19 protein-coding genes are annotated in these 23,769 nt (G+C 66.2%); 13 read left to right on the top strand and 6 right to left on the bottom strand.

The annotated features are described in order from the left end of the window. Positions 1 to 9: 9 nt before the first annotated feature. Genes L1965_RS11455 through L1965_RS11470 form a run of 4 tightly spaced genes read left to right on the top strand, consistent with a single transcriptional unit; the run spans position 10 to position 5,038 of the window. A complete protein-coding gene (locus tag L1965_RS11455; RefSeq protein WP_235756576.1) occupies positions 10 to 1,872 on the top strand; it encodes a RiPP maturation radical SAM C-methyltransferase in 1,863 nt (620 codons plus the stop codon). Beyond that, positions 1,865 to 2,953, top strand: coding sequence for a TOMM precursor leader peptide-binding protein (locus L1965_RS11460; protein ID WP_235756577.1), 1,089 nt, complete (start codon positions 1,865 to 1,867; stop codon positions 2,951 to 2,953). The genes L1965_RS11455 and L1965_RS11460 overlap by 8 nt, the downstream gene beginning before the upstream one ends. Then, the gene (locus tag L1965_RS11465) at positions 2,950 to 4,290 is read left to right on the top strand and encodes a YcaO-like family protein (RefSeq protein ID WP_235756578.1); all 1,341 of its coding nucleotides are present in this window, start codon (positions 2,950 to 2,952) and stop codon (positions 4,288 to 4,290) included. Before L1965_RS11460 ends, L1965_RS11465 begins: the two co-directional genes overlap by 4 nt. Positions 4,291 to 4,294: 4 nt before the next feature. Further along, positions 4,295 to 5,038, top strand: coding sequence for a SagB/ThcOx family dehydrogenase (locus tag L1965_RS11470; RefSeq protein WP_235756579.1), 744 nt, complete (start codon positions 4,295 to 4,297; stop codon positions 5,036 to 5,038). Between the two features lie 57 nt (positions 5,039 to 5,095). Here L1965_RS11470 and ubiB read toward each other — a convergent pair whose 3' ends face one another. Then, positions 5,096 to 6,631: a 2-polyprenylphenol 6-hydroxylase gene (gene ubiB, locus L1965_RS11475; protein WP_235756580.1), complete on the bottom strand. Its 1,536-nt coding sequence runs from the start codon at positions 6,629 to 6,631 to the stop codon at positions 5,096 to 5,098. Next, positions 6,632 to 7,378, bottom strand: a complete 747-nt coding sequence (gene ubiE / locus L1965_RS11480; protein ID WP_235756581.1) for a bifunctional demethylmenaquinone methyltransferase/2-methoxy-6-polyprenyl-1,4-benzoquinol methylase UbiE — start codon at positions 7,376 to 7,378, stop codon at positions 6,632 to 6,634. A 76-nt stretch (positions 7,379 to 7,454) separates the two neighbouring features. Between ubiE and mutM the strand changes: the two genes are divergently transcribed. From mutM to L1965_RS11525, 9 genes are all read left to right on the top strand, one after another. Further along, the gene (gene mutM / locus L1965_RS11485; RefSeq protein WP_235756582.1) at positions 7,455 to 8,300 is read left to right on the top strand and encodes a bifunctional DNA-formamidopyrimidine glycosylase/DNA-(apurinic or apyrimidinic site) lyase; all 846 of its coding nucleotides are present in this window, start codon (positions 7,455 to 7,457) and stop codon (positions 8,298 to 8,300) included. A 76-nt stretch (positions 8,301 to 8,376) separates the two neighbouring features. Next, positions 8,377 to 9,153: an enoyl-CoA hydratase gene (locus L1965_RS11490; RefSeq protein WP_235756583.1), complete on the top strand. Its 777-nt coding sequence runs from the start codon at positions 8,377 to 8,379 to the stop codon at positions 9,151 to 9,153. 154 nt (positions 9,154 to 9,307) lie between these two features. Next, the gene (rpsT, locus tag L1965_RS11495) at positions 9,308 to 9,577 is read left to right on the top strand and encodes a 30S ribosomal protein S20 (RefSeq protein WP_235756584.1); all 270 of its coding nucleotides are present in this window, start codon (positions 9,308 to 9,310) and stop codon (positions 9,575 to 9,577) included. A gap of 563 nt (positions 9,578 to 10,140) precedes the next feature. After that, positions 10,141 to 11,538, top strand: a complete 1,398-nt coding sequence (dnaA, locus tag L1965_RS11500) for a chromosomal replication initiator protein DnaA (RefSeq protein WP_235756585.1) — start codon at positions 10,141 to 10,143, stop codon at positions 11,536 to 11,538. Between the two features lie 97 nt (positions 11,539 to 11,635). Beyond that, positions 11,636 to 12,754: a DNA polymerase III subunit beta gene (gene dnaN / locus L1965_RS11505; RefSeq protein WP_235756586.1), complete on the top strand. Its 1,119-nt coding sequence runs from the start codon at positions 11,636 to 11,638 to the stop codon at positions 12,752 to 12,754. Beyond that, positions 12,751 to 13,830: a DNA replication/repair protein RecF gene (recF, locus tag L1965_RS11510; protein WP_235756587.1), complete on the top strand. Its 1,080-nt coding sequence runs from the start codon at positions 12,751 to 12,753 to the stop codon at positions 13,828 to 13,830. Before dnaN ends, recF begins: the two co-directional genes overlap by 4 nt. After that, a complete protein-coding gene (locus L1965_RS11515) occupies positions 13,827 to 14,462 on the top strand; it encodes a LysE family translocator (protein WP_235756588.1) in 636 nt (211 codons plus the stop codon). Before recF ends, L1965_RS11515 begins: the two co-directional genes overlap by 4 nt. Positions 14,463 to 14,679: 217 nt before the next feature. Then, complete coding sequence (gene gyrB / locus L1965_RS11520) at positions 14,680 to 17,118, top strand: DNA topoisomerase (ATP-hydrolyzing) subunit B (protein ID WP_235756589.1); 2,439 nt, start codon at positions 14,680 to 14,682, stop codon at positions 17,116 to 17,118. Between the two features lie 184 nt (positions 17,119 to 17,302). After that, on the top strand, positions 17,303 to 18,064 hold the full coding sequence (locus L1965_RS11525; RefSeq protein WP_235756590.1) for an outer membrane protein: 762 nt from the start codon (positions 17,303 to 17,305) through the stop codon (positions 18,062 to 18,064). 9 nt (positions 18,065 to 18,073) lie between these two features. Here the strand turns inward: L1965_RS11525 and pdeM are convergent, their stop codons facing one another. From pdeM to L1965_RS11545, 4 genes are read right to left on the bottom strand one after another with little or no spacing between them, the layout of a single operon-like run. Next, on the bottom strand, positions 18,074 to 18,766 hold the full coding sequence (gene pdeM / locus L1965_RS11530; protein ID WP_235756591.1) for a ligase-associated DNA damage response endonuclease PdeM: 693 nt from the start codon (positions 18,764 to 18,766) through the stop codon (positions 18,074 to 18,076). Further along, positions 18,763 to 21,141 carry a ligase-associated DNA damage response DEXH box helicase gene (locus tag L1965_RS11535; protein WP_235756592.1) on the bottom strand — a complete coding sequence of 793 codons (2,379 nt, stop codon included), beginning with the start codon at positions 21,139 to 21,141 and terminating at the stop codon, positions 18,763 to 18,765. The genes pdeM and L1965_RS11535 overlap by 4 nt, the downstream gene beginning before the upstream one ends. Continuing rightward, positions 21,138 to 22,688, bottom strand: coding sequence for a cisplatin damage response ATP-dependent DNA ligase (locus tag L1965_RS11540; protein ID WP_235756593.1), 1,551 nt, complete (start codon positions 22,686 to 22,688; stop codon positions 21,138 to 21,140). Before L1965_RS11540 ends, L1965_RS11535 begins: the two co-directional genes overlap by 4 nt. Next, complete coding sequence (locus L1965_RS11545) at positions 22,685 to 23,677, bottom strand: ligase-associated DNA damage response exonuclease (RefSeq protein WP_235756594.1); 993 nt, start codon at positions 23,675 to 23,677, stop codon at positions 22,685 to 22,687. The genes L1965_RS11540 and L1965_RS11545 overlap by 4 nt, the downstream gene beginning before the upstream one ends. Positions 23,678 to 23,769: the final 92 nt, after the last annotated feature.

Below are 23,769 nucleotides of genomic sequence, written 5' to 3' on the forward strand. Positions count from 1 at the left end.
GCGGGAACCATGCATGTCGTCTTTCCGGTCGTGCCCTTCGCCGATATCGGCAGGCCTGCCATGGGTGTGGGCCTGCTGATCGCAGAGGCGCGCGAGTCCGGTCATACGGCCGAGGCGCTGTATGTGAATATCGATCTGGCCTCGGCGGTCGGGCTTGTGCCTTATCAACGCATCGCGACCAGCTTTCCGCCGAACCTGCTGATCGGAGAATGGATCATTGCGTCGGATCTCTTCGGCGAGGACATCGCTGCGCCACAGGATTATTTCGCCGATATCCTGCAACCCTATCTGGGCGAGGACCGCGACCTGTTCGCCGCGATCATGCAGATCCGTCAGATTTTGCCCGACTATCTGAACCGCTGCGCCGATGAGATCATGGCGCTGCAGCCGGACGTCGTGGGTTTCAGCACCGTCTTTCACCAGACCTGCGCCTGTCTGGCGCTGGCGCGGCGCCTGAAGGAACGCGAGAATGCGCCGGTTATCGTCTTCGGCGGGGCCAATTGCGAAGGCGAGATGGGGCTGCAACTGATCCGCAGCTTTCCCTGGATCGACCATCTGTGTTCGGGCGAGGCCGATATCAGCTTTCCGGCGCTGCTGAACTGGCTGGGGCGCGGCGGTGAGGGCAGTCCGCCCCCCGGCGTGCTGTCGCAGGGCGCGGCCGAATTGCCGATCAGGTCGCGGGGCGTCACCGCCATGGACAAGCTGCCCTATCCCGACTTCGACGACTATTTCGCCCGCCTGGCGGATTCGGCGCTGGCCGGAGCCTTCGAGGGTCATCTGGTCTTCGAAACCTCGCGCGGCTGCTGGTGGGGGGCCAAGCATCACTGCACCTTCTGCGGGCTGAACGGCGACACCATGGCCTTCCGGTCAAAATCACCCGAACGCGCCTTCGACGAGATCGCCTGGCTGACCGACCGGCACAAGACCCGGCGAATCGGCTGCGTGGACAACATCCTGGACATGAAATACCTGACCACGCTGTTTCCGCGCCTTGCGGCGGCGGGTTTCGAACTGGATCTCTTCTACGAGGTCAAGTCGAACCTTCGCCTTGAACAGCTGCGCCAGATGCGGGCCGGCGGCGTGACCCAGATCCAGCCGGGGATCGAAAGCTTTTCGGATCATGTGCTGAAGCTGATGGACAAGGGCTGCACGGGGTTCCAGAACATCCAGCTGATGCGCTGGTGTTCGGAGCTGGGCATCGAGGTCTCGTGGAATGTGCTGGCCGGCTTTCCGGGTGAGGACCCGGCCGAGTATGCCGCGATGGCCGCGCTCATGCCGCGCCTGACCCATCTGGACCCGCCCTGTTCCTGCGGAATGCTGCGTCTTGACCGTTTCAGCCCGTTTCACAGCCGCGCCGCCGAGATGGGTATCCGGCGCATGCGGCCGGCGCGCGCCTATTTCTATGTCTATCCGCTTGGCCGGCGCGAATTGTCCCGGCTGGCCTATTTCTTCGATTTCGATCACCAGGACGGGCGCGACCCGCAGGACTATCTTCACCCGGTGCAGGCCGAGGTGGCGGCATGGAAGGCCGCGCAGATGGACCCGTCGAATGCGCCCCGTCTGGATGCCCGGTTCGACGCGGACGGCGTCACCATTCGCGACAGCCGTCCCATGGCGCGGCGCGCCGTCCACCGGCTGGAGGGGCTGGCGGCACGGCTTTACGCCCTGTGTGACAGCACAGCCAGCCTGGCCGGGCTTGCCCATGCGACCGGCTTGGATCCGGACGCGATCGAGTCCCAGCTTGCTGCGCTGGACGCCGATGGCCTGGTCGCGCGCCAGGGCGATAGGGTCCTTGCGCTGGCCGTGTTCCGCACCCGACCCCACACCCTGACCCCGGAAAGCCATGCCGTTTCAGAACCCAGTTTTGCCTAGCCACTTCCTGACCTGGCTGGAACCGCCGGGCGACAGCGGCGACGAGGTGCTGCGGGTTGTCTCGTGGCGGCGTTCGGTCACGCTGAAGGGGCATTCGTTTCGGGAATTCAATCGCGAGGTCGTGCCGCTGCTGGACGGGCGGCATGATCTGGACAGCATATGCGACGAGGTGTCGGACATCTTTGACCGTGACGACCTGGTGGCGGCTCTGGACATGCTGGCAGCGCAGGGCATCGTCGTCGAGGCCGCCGCCGAGGACGCCGACGCGCCGGCCGGGGCCCTGCCACAGCTGGGCTGGCTGGCCGAGGCCGCACCCGAGGGTCGGGCCGCACAGCGTCACCTGTCGCAGGCGCGGATCGTGCTGTTCGGCTGCGGCGGGCCAGGGGCGACGGCTGCGCGCAATCTGGTCGCCGCCGGGGTCGGTGACCTGCTGATCGTGGACCCGGCGGACCTGTCCGCGGCCGATGCCTATTTCTCGCCCCTCTATGGACGCGACGATATCGGCAAGCCGCGTGCCGAGGTTCTGGCAGCCGCGCTTGGCGCCCACGCCCCGGATGCACGGATCACCGCCAAGACCGGCCGCCCCGAGGACAGCGCCACCATTGCGGGCCTGCTGGAGGGCGCCACGCTTGCGCTGTGCTGCCTTGAATCGGCGGAATTGAACCTGGCGTTGAAGCTGAACCGTGCCTGCCGCGATCTGGGCCTGCGCTGGCTGGCCGGCAGCCTCGAAGGGCTGGATCTGGTGGTCGGGCCAGGCTTTTCCGGCGACCGGGACGCGCCCTGCTACATGTGCTGGCGGATGCGCGAGGTGGCCTGCGCCGGCAACCCTCAGGCGCGCTTTGCGCTGGAACGCCATCTCGACCGCCTGCGGCGCGACCTGTCGGGACGGCGCGAGAATCTGTCGGTCGGTGCGGATATCGTCGGCGGCATGATGGCCGCCGAAGTGATAACGGTCCTGACCGGCGCGGGCCCGCCCGCGCTGGACGGCCGGGTTCTGGTGATCGAGATGCCCGGCCTGCGCCAGGAACGGCACACCCTGCTGCGCAAGCCCGGCTGTCCGGTCTGCGGGGCCGGCCCATGACCGCGACCGCGCCCGGGCAGCCCGGGGCATCGGACGAAGCCGAGGCCGTGCGGCTGACGCAGGCGCTGGTCAGCCGCCGCTGCGGGCTGGTCCGCGAGATGGCACCGCAGGGCCGCGGCACCGAGGAGCCATGCCCACCCTATCTGTGGACCGCCACCCTGTCGCATTTCGATTTTCGCGCCGCCGGGCGCAGCGAACGGCTTAACGCAGGCAAGGGCCGGACCGAGGCCGAGGCGCGCCTGTCCGCCCTGGGCGAAGCGATCGAACGCTATTGCGCCTATCACTGGGACGCCGCGCGGATCCGGGTCGGCCGCGCTTCGGCCGGTTCCATCACCCCCGATGACCTGGTGCTGCATTCCCAAGCCCAGCATGCCTCCGGAACCCTGCCCTACCCGCCCTGGTCGGACGAGACGGATACCAGCTGGATCAGCGGCACCGAGTTGCCCGGCGGCACCCCGGTCGATCTGCCCGCGGCGCTGGTCTTTCTGGTCAGCCCGACCCCGCGCCATGACGATCACGTCACCGCCATCACCTCGAACGGGCTTGCCGCCGGGGCCGATCTGGAATGCGCGATCATCGGGGGACTGCACGAGGTGATCGAACGCGATGCGCTGATGATCACCTGGCTGAACAGGCTGCCGGCCACGCTGATCGAGACGCCCGAAACCGGCTGCATGGCCGCAGCCATCATCCGTCACTATCGCCGTCATGGCGTGCAGGTCAGGCTGTTCCGGCTGGCCTCGGATCAGGCGCCGGTCGTGGTCATGGCGGTGGCCGACAATCCCGACCCGGCACAGGGGGTCCGGATGATCGGCATGGGCTGCGATCTGGACGGCGTGGCCGCCATTGACAAGGCCATGTTCGAGCTGTGCCAGGCGCGTCCCAGCATGGCGTCGCGCATGGCTCAGGGCGATGCCGCGGGACGGCTTCGCAGCTATGCGGATGTCCGCGATCTGGATGATCATCCGCTGTTCCATGCGCTGCCGGGGAACAGCGCCGAGTTCGACTTCCTGCTGGCGTCGGGACAGCGCACCACGATCGACGGGATGCCACGACACCGCCACGCGACCCCGGCCGACACCTTGGCACGAATCGTCGCGGCGGCATCTGACGCCGGTGCGCGGGTCGCCTATTGCGACATCACCGCGCCCGACATCGCGCCGCTGGGGCCGCGGGTGGTGCGCTGTGTCATCACGGGCTTTCAGCCGATCCATTTCGGACATGGCGAGGGTCGCCTTGGCGGCGCGCGCCTGTTCGAGGCGCCGGTTCGCTGGGGCCTGCGCGACGTCCCTCTGACCGAGGCCGAACTGAACCCCTGCCCCCATCCGCTGGCGTGATCCCATGACCCTGCCCTCTGACGATCCGTTCTCGCTGTCGCGCCTTTTCCACCTGAATTCCGAACCCTGGCTGAACGAGGACGCCTATCGCGCCGGGCCCTATCTTCAAAGCTTCCGCAGCCATCCCGACGCGCCGCGCATGCCGCTGCCGGCGACCGCGCCGCTTCAGGTCGAGGCGCTGGCCGCAGCGCGACGTTCGGTGCGCGCGTTCCGCCCCGATCCGATGCCGCTGGCGACGCTGGCCGCGTTGCTGCGCACCGGCTATGGCCTCACCGGCCCCGACCCGATGGAGCAGGGAGGACGGTTCCTGCGGCGCAGCGTGCCCTCGGCCGGCGGCACCTATCCGCTGGACATCTACGCGCTGGTGGCACGGGTCGAGGGTCTGACCCCCGGCATCTACCATTTCGACGCGATGGGCGAGGCGCTGGAGTTGCTGCGGGCCGGCGCGTGGCGGCACGAGGCCGCGCCGGTCTTCTATACCTGGCCCTATGTCGTCGACGCGCCGGTAATCCTCTGTCTTGTCGCGACCTTCGCGCGCACACAGTCGAAATACGGGCCGCGCGGCTATCGCTATATCCTGCTGGAAGCCGGGCATGCCGCGCAGAATCTGTGTCTGGGCGCGGTCGAGCTGGGTCTCGCCAGCCTCTGCATGGGCGGCTTTCGCGATACGGCCCTCAACCGGATGCTGGGCCTGCCTCAGCCTGACCAGGGCGTGGTCTACACGCTCGCGCTTGGCGCGGCCGCCTGAGCGCGATTCGCGCCGCCCCGGACCGGCGCCGCGGAGCGGTCGACAACCCGCCGTCAGTCAGCCAAGCGCAAGGCCGATCGCGGCACCCGCGGCCAATGACAGCAGCCCGATCAGCCACGCGGGCAGGCGCGTCCCCGATTTCACGACCAGCGGGCGGATGTCCTCGGGATGGGCGCGCTCCCACAAGGCCTGTTCGACGATGCGCGGCAGCAGCGGCCCATAGCGGCCCACGGTCTGCGCCACCCTGGCCAGATCACCCGCCAGCGCACGCGGACCAAGGTTCGACTTGATATAGTCCGACACCACCGGCCGCGCCGCCTCCCAGATGTTCAGCTGCGGATCGACCGAGCGGGCCACGCCCTCGACCACCACCATGGTGCGTTGCAGCAGGATCAGCTGGGTCTGGGTCCGCATGCCGAAACGTTCGGTCACCTCGAACAGATGGGACAGCAGGTTTGCCATCGAGATCTGGCTGGCGTCGGCCCCGAAGATCGGCTCTCCCACTGCGCGCAGGGCGCGGGCGAACTGTGCCTCGTCCCGGTCGCGGGGCACATAGCCCGCCTCGAAATGAACCCGCGCGACAAGACGATAATCGCGCTTGATGAAGCCCATCAGGATCTCGGCATAGACGCGGCGCGTGTATTCATCGATCTCGCCCATGATCCCGAAATCATAGGCAATCACGTCGCCATTCGCCGCGACCTTCAGGTTGCCGTGATGCATGTCGGCGTGAAAGAACCCGTCGCGCAGCGCATGTTGCAGGAAAAGCTGGACGACCCGTGTGGCGATGCGGGTCACGTCATGGCCGGCCGCGATCAACGCTTCGCGGTCGCCCATCGGCAATCCTTCGGCCCAGTCCGAGGTCAGCACCCTGCGCGACGACAGGTGCCAATGCGGCTTGGGAACCGCGAACCGCGGGTCCTCGCTTGTGTTCTCGGCGAATTCCGAGGCCGCGGCAGCCTCCAGCCGCATGTCCTGCTCGCCGGTGACCACGCCTTCGAAATGGCGGACCACATCACGCGGCCTCAGCCGACGACTGCCGGGCGACAGGAGTTCGATGATGCCCGCCGCGAAATGGAAGGCGTCGGTGTCGCGACGGAAGGCCGCGCCGATGCCCGGACGCAGCACCTTGACCGCCACCTCCTGCCCGGTTTCGCGGATCCGGGCGCGGTGGACCTGCGCGATCGAAGCGGCTGCGACCGGCTCGGAGAATTCCGAGAACAGCCGATCGACAGGCTGGCGCAGATCGGCTTCGACCATCTGCTTGGCGATCTCGGTCGGGAAGGGTGGCAGCCGGTCCTGCAGCATCCGCAACTGGTCGGCCAGCTCGGTTCCGACGACGTCGGCGCGGGTCGAAAGGATCTGGCCGAACTTGATATAGGCGGGTCCAAGCGCCGTGATGGCGCGGGTCAGCGGCGGCAGGTTCGGATCGCCCTTGTAACCCAGCCACCGGAAGGGCCAGCCCATGATCCGGGCCGCCAGCCGCAGTCGCTGCGGAGCCTCGAGCGCGTCCAGCGCGACTCCCATCGCGCCGGTCCTCTCGAACGTGGCACCGGTGCGGATCAGGCGCAGGATATTGTGCGGGCCGCGCATCTACAGTTTCCAACCGGAATGCAGCGCGGCGATCCCCAGGGACAGGTTGCGCCATTGCACCCGCGCGAACCCGGCCGCGCGGATCATTTCGGCAAAGCTGTCCTGATCGGGAAAGTTGCGGATCGACTCGACCAGATACTGATAGCTGTCGCGATCGCCGGTGACCGCCTGCCCCATCGCCGGGATCACGTTGAAGCTGTAGCGGTCGTAGGCCCATTGCATTGCGGGCACCGGAATCTGGCTGAACTCCAGCACCATCAGCCGCCCGCCGGGTCGCAACACGCGAAACGCCTCGGCCAGCGCATCGGGAATGCGGGTGACGTTGCGGATTCCGAAGCTGATCGTGTAGCGGTCGAAGCTGTTGTCGGCGAAGGGCAGCGCCATCGCATCGCCCGTCACCCAGGACAGGCTTTCGGCCTTGTCCGCCGCCTCGGCCCGCTGCCGCCCCTCGACCAGCATCTGTTCGGTCATGTCGCAGACCGTGACGCGCGCGTCCGGGGCGCGGTCCAGAAACCGGAACGCGATGTCGCCCGTGCCACCGGCCACGTCCAGCAGGCGCTGTCCGTCGCGCGGGACCAGCCAGTCCATCATCGCGGTCTTCCAGAGCCGGTGGATGCCCGCGCTCATCAGGTCGTTCATCAGGTCATAGCGCGAGGCGACGCTGGAAAAGACACCGTGGACCATGCCGGCCTTGGCGTCCTCGTCCACGGTCTGGAAACCGAAATGGGTCTGCTTCTTGTCACTCATCGCGCTTGCCGTTCTTTGCCTCAACCGCCAGATACGTCCGGCGCGCCGCGCGCACAATGCGATGAAAGGACCCGGATTGCCAGAACTGCCGGAAGTCGAAACCGTCAGGCGTGGCTTGATGCCGCATCTTGAAGGTCAGCGCATCGCGCGCGCCGAGGCGCGGCGCCCTGACCTTCGCTGGCCGCTGCCGCCCGATCTGGTCCAGGTGCTGACCGGTGCGACCGTGACGGCATTGCGGCGTCGGTCGAAATACCTGCTGGCGGATCTGGACCGCGGCGGCACGCTGCTGCTGCATCTGGGCATGTCGGGCCGGATGCTGGTCGAGGGCGCAAGCCAGGGCGGCTTTCACCGCGATCCCTCGATCCTGCCCCGCCATGACCACGTGGTTCTGATGACCGAGGCCGGCACCACGATCACCTTCAACGATGCGCGCCGCTTCGGGATGGTCGATCTGATCCGCGACGGCGCGACCCATCCGCTGCTGGCCCGGCTTGGCCCCGAGCCGTTCGACCCTGCGTTCTCGGCCGGCTATCTGCGGGCGGTCTTCGCCGGGCGGCGGGTTCCGGTCAAGCAGGCGCTGCTGGATCAGAAGATTGTTGCCGGGCTGGGCAACATCTATGTCAGCGAGGCGCTGCACCGCGCCGGTATCGATCCGCGCCGGGCCGCGGGCCGGATCGGCGCCCCGCGCATCGCCGCGCTGGTGGGTCATGTCCGTGATGTGCTTGCCGACGCCATCGCGGCCGGCGGATCGTCCCTGCGCGACCACCGGCAGGCGACCGGCGAGCTGGGCTATTTCCAGCACAGTTTCCGGGTTTACGACCGCGAAGGCGCGCCCTGTCCGACGCCCGGCTGCCCCGCCGCGATCCGGCGAATCGTGCAATCCGGCCGGTCCAGCTTCTTCTGTCCCCAGTGTCAGCGCTAGCTTCTAGTGCTTGGCTTCGCCGCCCTCCTGCTGATAGGACTCTCGCGACTGCTCAATTGCAACGAGGTCCAAGCCTATGGCTTATGAAACCATCATCGTCGAGATCGAGGACGAGGTCGCCCTGATCCGGCTGAACCGTCCCGAGGCGCTGAACGCGCTGAGCGCCACGCTTCTGGGCGAACTGTCCGAGGCGCTGACCGAGGCCGACCACAACGACAAGGTGCGCTGCATCGTCCTGACCGGCAGTGAAAAGGCCTTTGCCGCCGGCGCCGACATCAAGGAAATGGCACAGAAGAGTTTTGTCGATGCCTATGGCCAGGACCTGTTCGGGCCGCAGATCGAGTCGATCAGCCGCATCCGCAAGCCGATCATCGCCGCCGTCAGCGGCTATGCCCTGGGTGGCGGTTGCGAACTCGCGATGGTCTGCGATTTCATCATTGCCGCCGAGAACGCCAAGTTCGGCCAGCCCGAGATCAATCTGGGCGTCATCGCTGGGATCGGCGGCACCCAGCGGCTGACGCGATTTGTCGGCAAGTCGAAGGCGATGGACATGAACCTGACCGGACGCTTCATGGATGCTGCCGAGGCCGAGCGTGCCGGGCTTGTCAGCCGCATCGTGCCCACCCCGAAGCTGGTTTCCGAGGCCATGTCCGCCGCGCGCAAGATCGCGGAAAAGTCCCAGATCACCGTCATGGCAGCCAAGGAATCGGTCAATCGCGCCTATGAGACGACATTGCACGAGGGGCTGCTTTTCGAACGCCGGACGTTCCATTCGATGTTCGCGACCGAGGATCAGAAGGAAGGCATGGCCGCATTCCTCGAAAAGCGCGAGGCGCAGTTCCGCGATCGCTGAATTCGGGGTTTCCTTTTTCCCGCTCATGGCCTATAGGCCCTCGCTTACATGCGCGTGGGCCCGCTTAGGCAAGAATCATGTCCGCCTTGGATCGAGGCGGGCGCTTGGGTCTTTTGCGCGACAGAACCGTTGAAGACCCGATAGGACCTGACCCATGGCAAACACTCCCCAGTCGAAAAAGCGCGCCCGCCAGACCGAGCGCCGCACCGACATCAACAAAGCCCGTCGTTCGCGCATCCGCACCTTCCTGCGCAAGGTCGAGGAAGCCATCGCCAGCGGCAACGCCGACGCGGCCCGCGATGCCCTGAAATCCGCCCAGCCCGAACTGATGCGCGGCGTCACCAAGGGCGTTGTGCACAAGAACACTGCGGCGCGGAAAATCTCGCGCCTGTCGGCACGCGTGAAAGCCATTTCGGCGGCCTGAACAGCGGCATGATGCAGGCCGAAAAATACCGCGAAACGGCCCTGTAAGACCAGCAATCCTAGAACATTCACGACCGGGCGCGAGCACTTCGCTGGCGCCCGGTCTTTCTTTTTGATCGCGCAAAAAGTGTTAATAAATCGTTAATTTTCAAGGCGTTCATGTTTTTTTACTTGAGAGTCAAAGGCCTCGCAGATTCGATTTGGCAAAGGCTCTGTCAAGCGCATAGTTCGGTTGCGCGGCGCTGTCCGCTATTGCTAATTTCACGATGCGATTCACGTCGCTTTGGGGGACAGGCCAGCACCGATCCGCGGATCCATTCGGAACCACGACTGGGGCAAGGCCAGGCGACGAAGCAGAGCACGCTCTCTTCTGCCCTCGGATTCTGCGGATTCCGGCTGCCACTGGATTCCGTTGGACCCGTGTCTAACGTTCTGAACGGGCCGACGCCCACGCATGCGACCATCTCGGCCGCAACGGCGTTCTGTTGGCTGTTCGAATCCCAAGGCGTGCGGATTCTGTCCCGCCGAATATCGGCGGGGCCGGGACAGGACAAATAGGGCTGGATGATGGACAATATCTGGGGGCAGGCGTGCGCGGAGCTGGAAAAGAGTGTCGGACCGAACAACTTCAATCACTGGATCAAACCGCTGCGCCTGACGGCACTGAAAGACGGCGTGGCGCATTTCGCCAGCCCGACGCGCTTCGTATCCGACTGGGTATATCGACACTTCGCCGATGACATCCTGGCGCAATTGAACAAGCTTGGTCCCGGGATCGATCGTCTGCGTTTCGAGGTGATCCCCCAGCAGGCTCCCGCTGGGGCGCGCAGCCGGGCCACGGTGGAGGCGGCGCAGCAGCCCGGCGCACAGGCCTCGTCGTCCGATCCGGCCCCGGTCACCGCTCGGGCGACCCGCAAGGCCGAGCTTTGCGCGCCGCTGGACCCGCGCTTCACCTTCGGGAATTTCGTCGTCGGCAAGCCCAACGAACTGGCCCACGCCGCCGCGCGCCGCGTGGCCGAAGGCGGGCCGGTGGGTTTCAATCCGCTGTTCCTCTATGGCGGCGTGGGCCTGGGAAAGACACACCTGATGCACGCCATCGCGCATGACTATCAAAGCCGGCACCCCAGCGCCCAGGTTCTGTACCTGTCGGCCGAACAGTTCATGTACCGCTTCGTTCAGGCGCTGCGCGAAAGCACGATCATGGACTTCAAGGGCATGTTCCGGAACGTGAACATGCTGATGGTCGATGACGTCCAGTTCATCGCCGGCAAGGACAGCACCCAGGAAGAATTCTTCCATACGTTCAATGCCCTTGTCGATCAGGGCAAGCAGATCGTGATTTCCGCCGACCGCGCCCCGGCCGAGATCAAGGGACTCGAGGAGCGGATCAAGTCGCGCCTCAGCTGCGGCCTGATCGTGGACCTGCATCCGACCACCTACGAGTTGCGCCTTGGCATCCTGCAGTCAAAGACCGAGACGTTCCGAAAGCAGAACCCCGATGTCCGGATCGGCGATGGCGTGCTGGAATTCCTGGCCCACCGTATCACCACCAACGTGCGCGTGCTGGAAGGTGCCCTGCAGCGGCTGTTTGCCCATGCCAGCCTGCTGCGGCGCGAGATTACGCTGGAAGTCGCGCAGGAATGTCTGGCCGACATCCTGCGCACCAACGACCGCAAGATCAGCATCGACGACATCCAGCGCAAGGTGGCCGAGCATTACAACATCCGCCTCTCGGACATGATCGGTCCAAAGCGGTCGCGCAATGTCGCCAGGCCGCGGCAGATCGCGATGTATCTCTCCAAGCAGCTGACCAGCCGCAGCCTGCCCGATATCGGTCGCCGCTTTGGCGGGCGCGACCACACCACGATCATGCACGGCGTCCGCAAGATCGAGGAGCTGTCCGCCGGCGACCACGGTCTGGCCGAGGACATCGGCATGCTGAAGCGGCTTCTGGAAGCCTGAATCCGGTTCCTGAATGAAATCCTTGTGACCGCCCATCCGGGCGGTTACAAATCAGGTCCGACGCACGGGCCGATGGCCACAGGGACAGGGAAAAGCGATGAAATTCTCGATCGAACGCGCCGTTCTGGTCAAAGCCGTTTCGCAAGCCCAATCGGTCGTCGAACGCCGCAACACCATTCCGATCCTTGCCAATGTGCTGATCGAGGCGACAGCCGACCTCGTCAGCTTCCGCGCGACCGATCTGGACACCGAGGTGGTGGATCGTGCGCCCGCGCAGGTAGAGCGCACCGGCGCAACCACCGTCAGCGCCGTGATGCTGAACGAGATCGCCCGCAAGCTGCCCGACGGCGCCCTGGTCGCGATCACCTCGGACGATGCAACGGGTCGTCTGTCGGTTCAGGCCGGTCGGTCCAGCTTCAACCTGGCCACCTTGCCCCGCGAGGATTTTCCGGTCATGGCCTCGTCCGAATACAGCGTCAATTTCACGGCCCCGGCGGCGATGCTGCGCCGCCTGTTCGACAAGTCGAAATTCGCCATTTCGACGGAAGAGACCCGCTATTACCTGAACGGTGTCTACATGCATGTGGCCCAGTCCGACGACGGCCCGTCCCTGCGCTGCGTCGCGACGGACGGCCACCGGCTGGCCCGCATCGACGCGCCGCTGCCCGAGGGCGCCGCCGACATGCCCGGCGTGATCGTGCCGCGCAAGACCGTCGCCGAACTGCGCAAGCTGCTGGATGATGACGAAGCTGAAATCGCGGTCTCGATCAGCGAAACCAAGGTGCGCTTCGCGACACCGACGATCACCCTGACCTCGAAGGTGATCGACGGCACCTTCCCCGATTACAGCCGCGTGATCCCGGTGAACAACACACGCAAGCTGGAAGTCGACGCCAGCGATTTCGCCCGCGCGGTCGATCGCGTCGCGACCGTCAGCAGCGAACGGTCTCGCGCGGTCAAGCTGGCGCTTGAGGCGGACCGCCTGATCCTGTCGGTCAACGCCCCCGATGCGGGCGCCGCCGAGGAGGAACTGATTGTCGCCTACGCCGACGAGCCGCTGGAAATCGGGTTCAACGCCAAATACCTGCAGGAGATCGCCAGCCAGGTGGACCGTGACAATGCGGTGTTCATGTTCAACGGCTCGGGCGATGCTGCCCTGATCCGCGAAGGCAGCGATACCAGCGCGGTCTATGTCGTCATGCCGATGCGCGTGTGACCCTGACGCGGATTTCGCTGGCGCAATTCCGGTCCTGGCCGCGACTGGATCTGGAACTGGACCGGCGGCCGCTGGCGATCTTCGGGCCGAACGGGTCCGGCAAGACCAATATCCTCGAAGCCGTGTCGATGCTGGCGCCGGGTCGCGGTCTGCGCGGAGCCGGTGCCCCGGAACAGGCGCGACAGGGCAAGGACAGCGGCTGGCGCATCCGCGCGCAGATCGGCGATCGGCAGGTCGAGACGGCGGCGCCCCCCGGACAGACGCGGGCTGTGACGATCGACGAGAAGCAGATGCCGCAGACCGCGCTGGGGCGCATGATCCGGATCGTCTGGCTGGTCCCGGCCATGGACCGGCTGTGGACCGACCCGCCCGAGGCGCGACGTCGCTTTCTGGACCGCGTGACGCTGAGCCTGTTTCCCGACCATGCCGAATTGTCGCTGAGCTATGACAAGGCCATGCGCGAACGGAACCGGCTGCTGAAGGATCAGGTTGGCGATGCCGGCTGGTATCGCGCGCTCGAGGCGCGCATGGCCGAGACCGGCGCGGCCCTGACCCGGAACCGCCAGCAGGCCCTGGTCGCGATCATGTCCGCGCAGGACGCGGTGGCGACCGGCTTTCCCGCCGCAAGCCTGACGCTTCTGCCGGGCGAGGGGCAGGCCTGCGACACTGATCCGTCCAGCATCGCCGCGCGGCTTGACACCATGCGGCCGCGCGACCTGGCGGCAGGGCGCAGCCTGTCCGGCCCCCATCGAGCCGATCTGGGCGCGAGCTGGGGTCCACAGGACATGCCGGCCGCGCTGTCTTCGACCGGCGAGCAGAAGGCGCTGCTGCTGTCGCTGATGCTGGCCAATGCTCGTGCGCTTGCCGACCAGCCGGTGGTCCTGCTGCTGGACGAGGTCGCGGCGCATCTGGATTCCGACCGGCGCGCGGCGCTTTATGACCAGATCTGCGCCCTGCCGGCGCAGTCCCTTCTGACCGGAACGGGTTCAGAACTGTTCGACGCCTTCGGTCCGCGTGCGCGCCGACTGGCCATCACCAGGCATGACGGCGCATCGCGCGTGCAGGAGGCCGCGTGACGCTGACCCCGGAATCGATCTGGCTTTACGCGGGCGCGATGGTCGCGATCTGGCTGACCCCCGGTCCGGTCTGGGTGGCGATCATGGCGCGCGCCATGGCGACGGGGTTCCGGGGCGTCTGGCCGCTGTCGCTTGGCGTGGCGATCGGAGACATGCTCTGGCCGCTGATCGCGATCTTCGGGCTGGCGGTGGTCGTCGCCCAGAATGACGTCCTGATGGTCGGGTTGCGCTGGGTGGCCTCGGTCGTGTTCGTCGGCATGGGCCTCGCGCTGCTGCGTCAGGCCGCCCGGCCGGTCGAACGTGACGCGCGGCTGACGCAGCGCGGGCGATGGGCGGGGTTTTCGGCCGGCTTGCTGGCGATCACCGGGAACCCCAAGGCGGCGCTTTTCTATGTCGGCGTGCTGCCGGGTTTTTTCGATGTGGCGCGGATCACCGCCGCCGACGTGGCGGTGATCGTCGCCATGTCGACCGCGATCCCGTTCCTGCTGAACCTGGCGATGGGCGGGGCGGTGGCCGCGGCACGGGCGAGGCTGGCGACACCCACAGGGTTGCGAAGGCTGAACCTGCTTTCGGGCGGGCTGCTGATCCTTGTCGGCTGCGCCATCGCGATGGGCCAGTTGCTGGCCGGCTAGAGAAGGCCTTCGGCTGGCCCCCGCGATCGCGCCGCTGTCGATCGGGAAGCCCATCGCGCGGTTCAAGGCCTCTCTCGCACAAGATCCCGGATCGCGTCAGGGCGGCGCGGAACGAAAACCGGCTGACGCACGAAAAGGCGGGAAAAAGCATGTGTTTGCCGTGACTTTGCTGCGGCAAGCGCATATATCGTGATCAGAATGACAGGAACAATCGCGCATGACTGACACAGCTCCGAACCCCGCCGAATACGGCGCCGATTCCATCAAGGTTCTCAAGGGGCTGGAGGCGGTCCGCAAGCGACCGGGCATGTATATCGGCGACACCGATGACGGCAGCGGGCTGCATCACATGGTCTACGAGGTGGTGGACAACGGCATCGATGAGGCGCTTGCGGGTCATGCCGACTACGTGATGGTGAAGATTCACGCCGACAGCAGCGTCAGCGTCCGCGACAACGGACGCGGAATCCCGGTCGGCATGCACACCGGCGAAGGTGTCAGCGCGGCCGAAGTCATCATGACCCAGCTGCATGCCGGCGGGAAATTCGACCAGAACAGCTACAAGGTCTCGGGCGGTCTGCACGGCGTGGGCGTGTCGGTGGTCAACGCACTCAGCGACTGGCTGGAACTGCGGGTCTGGCGCGAGGGCAAGGAACACTATGCCCGCTTCGAACATGGCGACACGGTCGAACATCTGCGGGTGGTTGGCGATGCGGCACCGGGCGAAAGCGGGACCGATGTGCGCTTTCTGGCCTCGGCCAAGGTGAACCATCCCGAGGGCACCTTCAGCGATCTTGAATACAGCTTCAAGACCCTGGAAAACCGCCTGCGCGAGCTGGCTTTCCTGAACAGCGGCGTGCGGATCATCCTCGAGGATGCCCGCCACGCCGAGGTGCAGCGGACCGAACTGTTCTACGAAGGGGGCGTCCGCGAATTCGTGAAGTATCTCGACCGCTCCAAGACTCCGGTGATGCCGCAGCCGATCTTCATGACCGGCGAGAAGAACGGCATCGGGGTCGAGGTCGCGATGTGGTGGAACGACAGCTATCACGAAACGGTGCTGCCCTTCACCAACAACATCCCGCAGCGCGATGGCGGCACGCATATGGCTGGCTTCCGGGGCGCGCTGACCCGGGTCATCAACCAGTACGCGCAGTCCAGCGGCATCGCCAAGCGCGAGAAGATCGACTTCACCGGCGACGACGCGCGCGAGGGGCTGACCTGTGTCCTGTCGGTGAAGGTTCCCGACCCCAAGTTTTCCAGCCAGACCAAGGACAAGCTGGTCTCGTCCGAGGTGCGGCCCGCCGTCGAAAGCATCGTGGGCGAGAAGCTGTCCGAATGGTTCGAGGAAAACCCCGGCGAGGCGCGACAGATCGTCGGCAAGATCATCGAGGCCGCGCTGGCCCGCGAGGCCGCGCGCAAGGCCCGCGAACTGACCCGTCGCAAGACCGCGATGGACGTGGCGTCCCTGCCGGGCAAGCTGGCCGACTGCCAGGAAAAGGACCCCTCGCGGTCCGAACTTTTCATCGTCGAGGGTGACTCGGCCGGCGGCTCGGCCAAGCAGGGACGTTCGCGCCAGAACCAGGCCGTGCTGCCCCTGCGCGGCAAGATCCTGAACGTGGAACGGGCGCGCTTTGACCGGATGCTGGGCAGCGACCAGATCGGCACGCTGATCACGGCCCTGGGCACCGGCATCGGCCGCGACGAATTCAGCCTCAAGAAGCTGCGCTACCACAAGATCGTCATCATGACCGATGCCGATGTGGACGGCGCGCATATCCGGACGCTGCTGCTGACCTTCTTCTTCCGCCAGATGCCCGAGCTGATCGAGGCCGGGCATCTCTATATCGCGCAACCGCCGCTTTACAAGGTCGGCCGCGGCCGGTCCGAGGTCTATCTGAAGAACGAGGCTGCGCTCGAGGAATACCTGATCCAGCAGGGCGTCGAGGGTGCTGCGCTGCGCCTTGGCAGCGGCGAGGACATCGTCGGCAACGATCTGGCGCGGGTGGTCGAGGAAGCACGCACCGTGCGTCGGGTGCTGCGCGCCTATCCGACCCATTATCCGCCCCACATCACCGAGCAGGCCGCGATCGCGGGCGCGCTTGTGCCGGGGCGTGCCGACGACGACGTGCAGGAAGTGGCCAGCGCCATCGCCGGCCGCCTGGATATGATCGCCGAGGAGTATGAGCGCGGCTGGACCGGTCGCCCGACCCAGGATGACGGCATCCGCCTGACCCGTACGTTACGCGGAGTCGAGGAAATCCGCACCCTGGATGGACAGATGCTGCGCAGCGCCGAAAGTCGTCGCCTGGCGGAAATGACGCAGGTGCTTCAGGACATCTACGCCCAGCCAGCCCGCCTGATCCGCAAGGATCGCGATCAGCCCATCTATGGCCCGCTGGGGTTGCTGGCAGCGATCTTCCTGGAGGGTGAGAAGGGCCTTTCCCTGCAGCGCTACAAGGGGCTGGGCGAGATGAACCCCGAACAGCTGTGGGAAACGACGCTGGACCCGGTCGCGCGGACCATGTTCCAGGTCCGCATCGATGACGTGGCCGAAGCCGAGGATCTGTTCACCAAGCTGATGGGCGACGTGGTCGAGCCGCGGCGCGAGTTCATCCAGCAGAACGCCTTGTCCGTCGAAAATCTTGACACCTGAACAGGCGGCGCGCGGGTTTGTGGTAAAACTGCCGCGACCCGGGCAAGATTTTGTCCAATTACGCGCGATCTTGTGGCATTAAGATTGTGTTCCCACATCGTTGGGAACTATCCGTCGAGATCAATTGGCAACCCGCGATCAACCGGGAAGCACTCAGGATTGTGTCAGGACCGAGGATCTGAAAATGGCTAGCAAGTTCACCGTTTCCGCCTGCGCGACGATTGCGCTGTTCGTCGCTTCGGGCTCGACCCTGGCGGGCGGCTACATCGCCCCGACGACCGAATCGCCGCTTATCCCGCCGGTTGCGGTTCCTGTCCCTGCCAGCGACTGGGCAGGCGCTTATCTGGGCGGCTCGATCGGATACGCCTTCGGCAGCGACGACACCGTCGGCTATGATTTCCTGGAAGCCGGGGAACTGGTCGGCAGCGTCAGCGATGTTGCGCAGGTCGATGTCAAGGGCGTGAATGCCGGCCTTCATGCCGGCTACAGGTGGCAGCGCAACAGCTGGGTCTTTGGTCCCGAATTGTGGGTCGAGGCCGGCAGCATCGATGCGACCGACAGTTTCTCTTTTGACGATGATGGCGAGACCATCACCGGCACCGTCGAATCGTCCGTGAACTATATTGTCGGGCTTCAGATGAAGACCGGCTACGTGGTGAACCCGGAAACGCTGGTCTATGGGACCGCCGGGCTGGTGTACGGCGATTTCGATTACACCACCGCCGGCCCTGACGGATCCAGCACGCAAGGCTATGATGCGAACGGCTACTCGGTTGGACTTGGCGTCGAACGCAAGCTGAACGCGCGCACGTCCGTCTTCGCCGAATGGCAGTATCGCAATTTCGGCAAGACCGATGTCAGCTTCCCCGACGGCGCAGACTCACTGGTGACCCGCGCGACGCCCGAGCATCACAACATCAAGCTGGGCGTAAACTTCGCGTTCTGAGCCGAACGGCTAACGCGATCTGAAGGGTCGGAACCTGGCGGTTCCGGCCCTTCTTGCTGCCGGCTCGACAGGCACCGGCATGGCGCGCGTTCCGCAGCTTATCGCCAGCCCGGTCGGCACAAGCGCACGCAGCGCCGGATCGTCGATCGCGAGTCCTCCGGTATAGGCCCCGAAGGCCGGCAGGATCAGATGTCGTTCTCCGACCAGGAAACAGCGCCGCCGCTGTCCTGCAAGCCGGATGCACGGGTGGAAATGGCCCGAAACATCCGGTGCCTCGCCAGCCTCGTGCCGCAACGTCAGACCGTCGCGCAGTTCCGCAAGCGCAGTCCCCGGAAGTCGCGCGCAGACCGGCGCGGGGTCGTGATTGCCGCGGATCCACAGCCATGTGCGCCCCGCGGCCATGTCGTGCAGCCGCGCGCAGACCTGATCGGGCAGCATCCGGCCCGCCGCGTCGTCATCGAAACCGTCACCCAGGCTGACGACGCATCGAGGTTCGGTTTCCGCGATCTCGGCCTGCAACCGATCCAGCGTGGCCTCGATCTCATAGGGCGGAAGCAGCGCTCCGCCCCGTCTGGCGATCCGCTCGGACTTGCCCAGATGCAGGTCGGCGACGATCAGCCAGCGCCGCGCGGGCCAGAACAGCGCACCTGACGCGCGGGCCTGAAGGCGCTGCCGGTCGAAATCGAACGCATGGGATGTCACGCCAGCCCTGCCTCTGCCATCAGTGCCGCCGCCTCCGCTTCGGCCAGTCTCTCGCGCCCCTGACCCGCGATCGGAACGCGACCGACCTCCAGCAGCAGAGGCGCGGCCAAAGGCGTGACCCGATCCAGCATCCGGTGGTCATGGCGCGGCGAGCGGTCCAGCATGTCCTCGATCCGGTCGAAATCCACAAGCCCCCGGCGCGCCTCATCGGCGGTGATCCGCAGCAGCAGGTGATCGGGATCATATCTGCGCAAGGTGTCATAGAGGATGTCGCTGGAAAACGTCGCCTGCTTGCCCGATTTGCGCTGCCCGGGCAGGTTGCGCTGGATCAGCCCGGCGATGGTCGCGACATTGCGAAAGGTCCGCTTCATCACGGCGTTGCTTGCCAGCCAGTCGCCCAGCCCGTCGCGAAGCGCGTGGCGGTTCAGCAGCGCGGCGGGGTCGGTGACCGGGTCCAGCGACCAGATCAGCAGCGCATAATCGGTGGACAGGAACCCCAGCGGCCCCAGACCGGCCTCTTCCATCCTGCGCGTCATCAGCAGGCCAAGCGTCTGCAGGGCGTTGCGCCCGGCAAATCCATACAGCGCGAAATGCCAGCGGCCCCTATGGGCAAAGCTTTCGCTGACAAGCACGCCGGCGCGGGGCAGGCTGCTGATCTCGGCCTGAAGCGCCAGCCAGTCGCGGGTATCGGCGGGAAGGACGCAGTGTCGTGCCGCGTCCCCGATCAACGCCTGCACACGCTGGCTGAGCTGTGTCGAGGTCGCCAGCTTGACCCCGGAAAACACCGCGATCTTGGGCTGGCGGGCGGGCTGTCTGGTGACTTCGACAACCATCTCGCGCAGCCCTTCATAGCGCACGGTCTGCCCACCGATCAGGAACGTATCACCCGGTTCAAGACTTGCGGCGAAGGCTTCCTCGACCTCGCCCAGAGCCGCCCCTCCGCGCCCGCGAAAGCGCACCTTCAGCATCTCGGCCTCGACGATGGTTCCGACATTCATCCGCAGATCGCGCGCCGCGCGCGGATCGCGCAGCCGCCACATCCCGTCGCGCAGCATCAGCCGCTGCCAGCGGTCGTAGGCGCGCAGCGCGTAGCCGCCGCTTGCCGCGAAATCCAGGCAGGCGTCGAAATCAGCGCGCGTCAGCAGGCGATAGGGACCGGCATTGCGGACCTCGTGAAACAGCAGGTCGGCGTCGAAAGGCCCGGCGCAGGCCGTCAGCAGGATATGCTGGCACAGCACATCCAGCGGCCCAGGACCGCGCGGATCGCCATCCAGATCGCGGGCGCGGACCGCCTCCAGCGCCGCCACGCATTCCATGACCTCGAAGCGGTTCGCAGGAACGATCCGGGCGCGCGAGGGGGCGCTGTAGCGATGGTTCGCCCGTCCGATCCGCTGCACCAGCCGCTTGACGTTCTTGGGCGCGCCGACCTGGATGACCAGATCGACCGCGCCCCAGTCGATGCCAAGATCGAGGCTGCCGGTCGCCACGACGGCCCGCAACTGGCCGGCCGCCATCGCCGCCTCGACCTTCTGGCGGGCCTCGCGCGCAAGGCTGCCGTGATGCAGGCCGATCGGAAGATTGTCCTCGTTCGCGGCCCAGAGGGCCTGAAAGAACAACTCGGCCTGGGCCCGCGTGTTGATGAAGATGATCGTGGTGTTGGCCTGCCGGACCTGTTCCAGCACCTCGGGGATCGCATGATGCCCGCCGCCGCCCGCCCAGGGGGCGGGACGGGCGGTCGGAAGCATGGCGATATCCGGATCGGGGCCGGGATCGGCATGGATGATCGCGGCGCCGCCCATGAATTCGGCCAGCGCCTGCGGGTTCTCGACCGTCGCCGACAAGCCGGTCACGACCAGGCCCGGGGCAAGACCGCGCAGCCGGGCCATGCACAGCATCATCTGATCGCCGCGCTTGTTCTCGGCCAGCGCATGCAGTTCATCCAGAACCACCCGCCGCAGCGCGCCAAAGATCCGGGGCGCCTGCTCGTAGGACAGCATCAGCGCCAGGCTTTCAGGCGTGGTCAGCAGGATATCGGGAGGATCGACACGTTGGCGTGCGCGCTGTGCGGCCCGGGTGTCGCCGGTCCGATCCTCGATCCGCACATCCAGACCCAGGTCGGATACCGGCCGCGCGAGATTGCGGGCGATATCCGCCGTCAGCGCCTTCAACGGGGACACATACAGCGTGTGCATGCCCTGATGCGGACCCTTCGCCAGATCGACCAGGCTGGGCAGGAATCCGGCCAGCGTCTTGCCGCCGCCGGTCGGCGCGATCAGCAGGCTGTCGGCGCCGGCCTCAAGCAGCGCGATCTGATGCGGGTGTGGCTGCCAGCCCTGGCGCGCGAACCACCGGGCGAAATCGGGCGGCAGCTTCACGTCAGCATGTCCTTCAGCGTTTCAAGCTGGTCGGCCTCGGCGGCAGGCTTGTCCCAACGGATGCGGCTGATCCGGGGGAACCGCATGGCGATGCCCGATTTGTGGCGCCCGGATTCGTTCAAACCCTCGAAGGCGACTTCCAGGACCAGCTTGGGCGCGACCGCGCGGACCGGGCCGAAACGCTCGACGGTATTGTTGCGAACGAAGCGATCGAGTTCGCGCAACTCCTCGTCGGTAAAGCCGAAATAGGCCTTGCCGACCGGAACAAGCTGTTCGTCGTCCCAAAGCCCGAAGGTGAAATCACTATAGAACCCCGAGCGTTTGCCGTGCCCCCGCTGTGCGTACAACATGACCGCATCAATCACCTTGGGGTCGCGTTTCCACTTGAACCATGGTCCGCGCGGCCGGCCACCGACATAGGGGCTGTCGCGGCGCTTCAGCATCACGCCTTCGATCACCCGGCTGGGTGGATCGGCGCGCAAGGCGGCCAGGTCGTCCCATGTCGCGAAGTCCAGCACCGGCGAGACGTCGATCCGGTCGCTGCCGAAATCCGCATCGTCCAGAACCGCGCGGCGTTCGCGGAACGGCAGGCCGCGCAGATCCCGGCCCTGCCAGATCATCAGATCGTAAAGCCGCAGGCCGGCCGGGTGGCTTTCCAGCATTGCGCGACTGATCGTCTTGCGGTTCAGGCGCTTCTGCAAATCCCCGAAGACGGCCACATCGTCGCCACGCCGGACCAGCAATTCTCCATCGGCCGCACCGTCGAAGTTCAGCGCCTCGAGCACGTCGGGAAAGCTGTTGCCGATATCCTCGCCCGTGCGGGAATACAGCCTGCGGACGCCGCCGTCATTGATCGCCTGAACGCGGATTCCGTCCCATTTCCATTCGGCCGCGTAATCGGCGGGATCGAACGCGCGCAATTGGTCCAGATCGGCCGCTGTGGACAGCATGACCGGGCGGAACGGCGCCTTCGCGGCCTGTTCGGGGCGCGGGCCGCCCTCGATCCAGTCGAACAGCGGCTGATAGGGTGGGGCCAGCCCGTGCCAGATTTCCTCGATATCGGCCAGCTCGGGATCGCCCATCTCGGCCAGGGCGATGCGCGCCATCCGGGCCGACAACCCCACGCGCATATTGCCGGTGGCCAGTTTCAGAAACGCCAGGCGCTGCGACGGACCCAGCCGGTCCAGCATGCCGGCAATCGCGACCGGCAGCCCGGCCTTTCCGGTCTGTGCAAGCAGTTCGACCGCCTGGTGAAGTGGCACATCCTCGTCGCCTTCGGCATCCCACAGCAGCGCGATCGTTTCGGCCAGATCGCCCACGAAATCATAGGACAGCGCGAAAAGCTGTTCGTCCACCCGCTTGGCCGTCAGGCCGCGCAGCAGGCTTGGCGTCACCGCGCGCAGCTTGAGATCGCCCGTCAGCGCGGCCAGCCCATAGCCGCGATCGGGATCGGGCGTGGCCGCAAGGTAATGCCGCAGCAATTGCAGCTTGGCATTGCGCGACTGGGTGAAGGCAAGCCGTTCCAGCAGATAGGCAAAGCCTCTCATTCCGGCTCGTCCTCGTATCCCACCAGCCGCAGCGGCCGGGCCGGGATGCCCTCGATCTGGCACCAGCGCATCAACCCGTCCTCGGCGCCATGGGTGATCCAGACCTCGGAGGGAGCCAGTTCGCGGATCGTGGCCGTCAACTGCGGCCAATCGACGTGATCGCTGACGATCAGGGGCAGTTCGACCCCCCGCTGCCGGGCGCGGGCACGGACCTGCATCCAGCCCGAGGCAAACCCGATCACCGGGTCGCGGAAGCGCTGGACCCAGGGACTGGCAAAGGCCGAGGGCGGTGCGATCACCAGGCGGGCGGGGACATCCTCGACCGTGGCGGGGATCAAAGGACCAAGATCGACGCCCTGCCCGACGTGATAATCGCACAGCCGCTGAAGCGCGCCATGAATGGCGATCGGTCCCTCGATCCCGGCCTCTCGGGCCAGCACGATCAGCCGCTGCGCCTTGCCTAGCGCATAGGCCCCGATCAGGTGCGGACGGTCGGGGAATTCGGTCATGCTGTCCAGAAGCCGCGTCATCTCGGCCGCCGGGTCAGGATGACGGAAGACCGGCAGGCCGAACGTCGCCTCGGTGACGAAAACATCGCAGGCCACCGGCTCATAGGGCGCGCAGACCGGGTTGACGCGGCGACAATAATCGCCTGACACGACGATCTTGGGACCCTTTCGTGGCGTGACGGCGATCTGCGCCGAGCCAAGGATATGCCCCGCCGGATGAAAGCTGACCGTGGTGTCGGCGACGCGGATCGAGCCGTCGGCCTGCTGGACTTCGGTCGCGAAATCGGCGCCATAGCGGATCGCCATGATTTCCAGCGTCTGCCGCGTCGCCAGCACCGCGCCATGGCCTGATCGCGCGTGATCGCCATGGCCATGGGTGATCAGCGCACGGCGGACCGGCCGGATCGGGTCGATGAAAAAGTCGCCGGGCGGGCAGTAGAGACCGGCCTCGGTCGGGTGCAGGATCTGATCGGCGCGCATGGTCCCAAGATGGCAAGAATTGCGTGAAGATCAACGCCGCTCGCCTGCGATCGGTTCAGACGCTGGCGGAACCGGCGGCACACGGCGCGTCG

It is taken from the genome of Paracoccus salsus, from assembly GCF_021556615.1.
GTDB lineage: Bacteria > Pseudomonadota > Alphaproteobacteria > Rhodobacterales > Rhodobacteraceae > Paracoccus > Paracoccus salsus.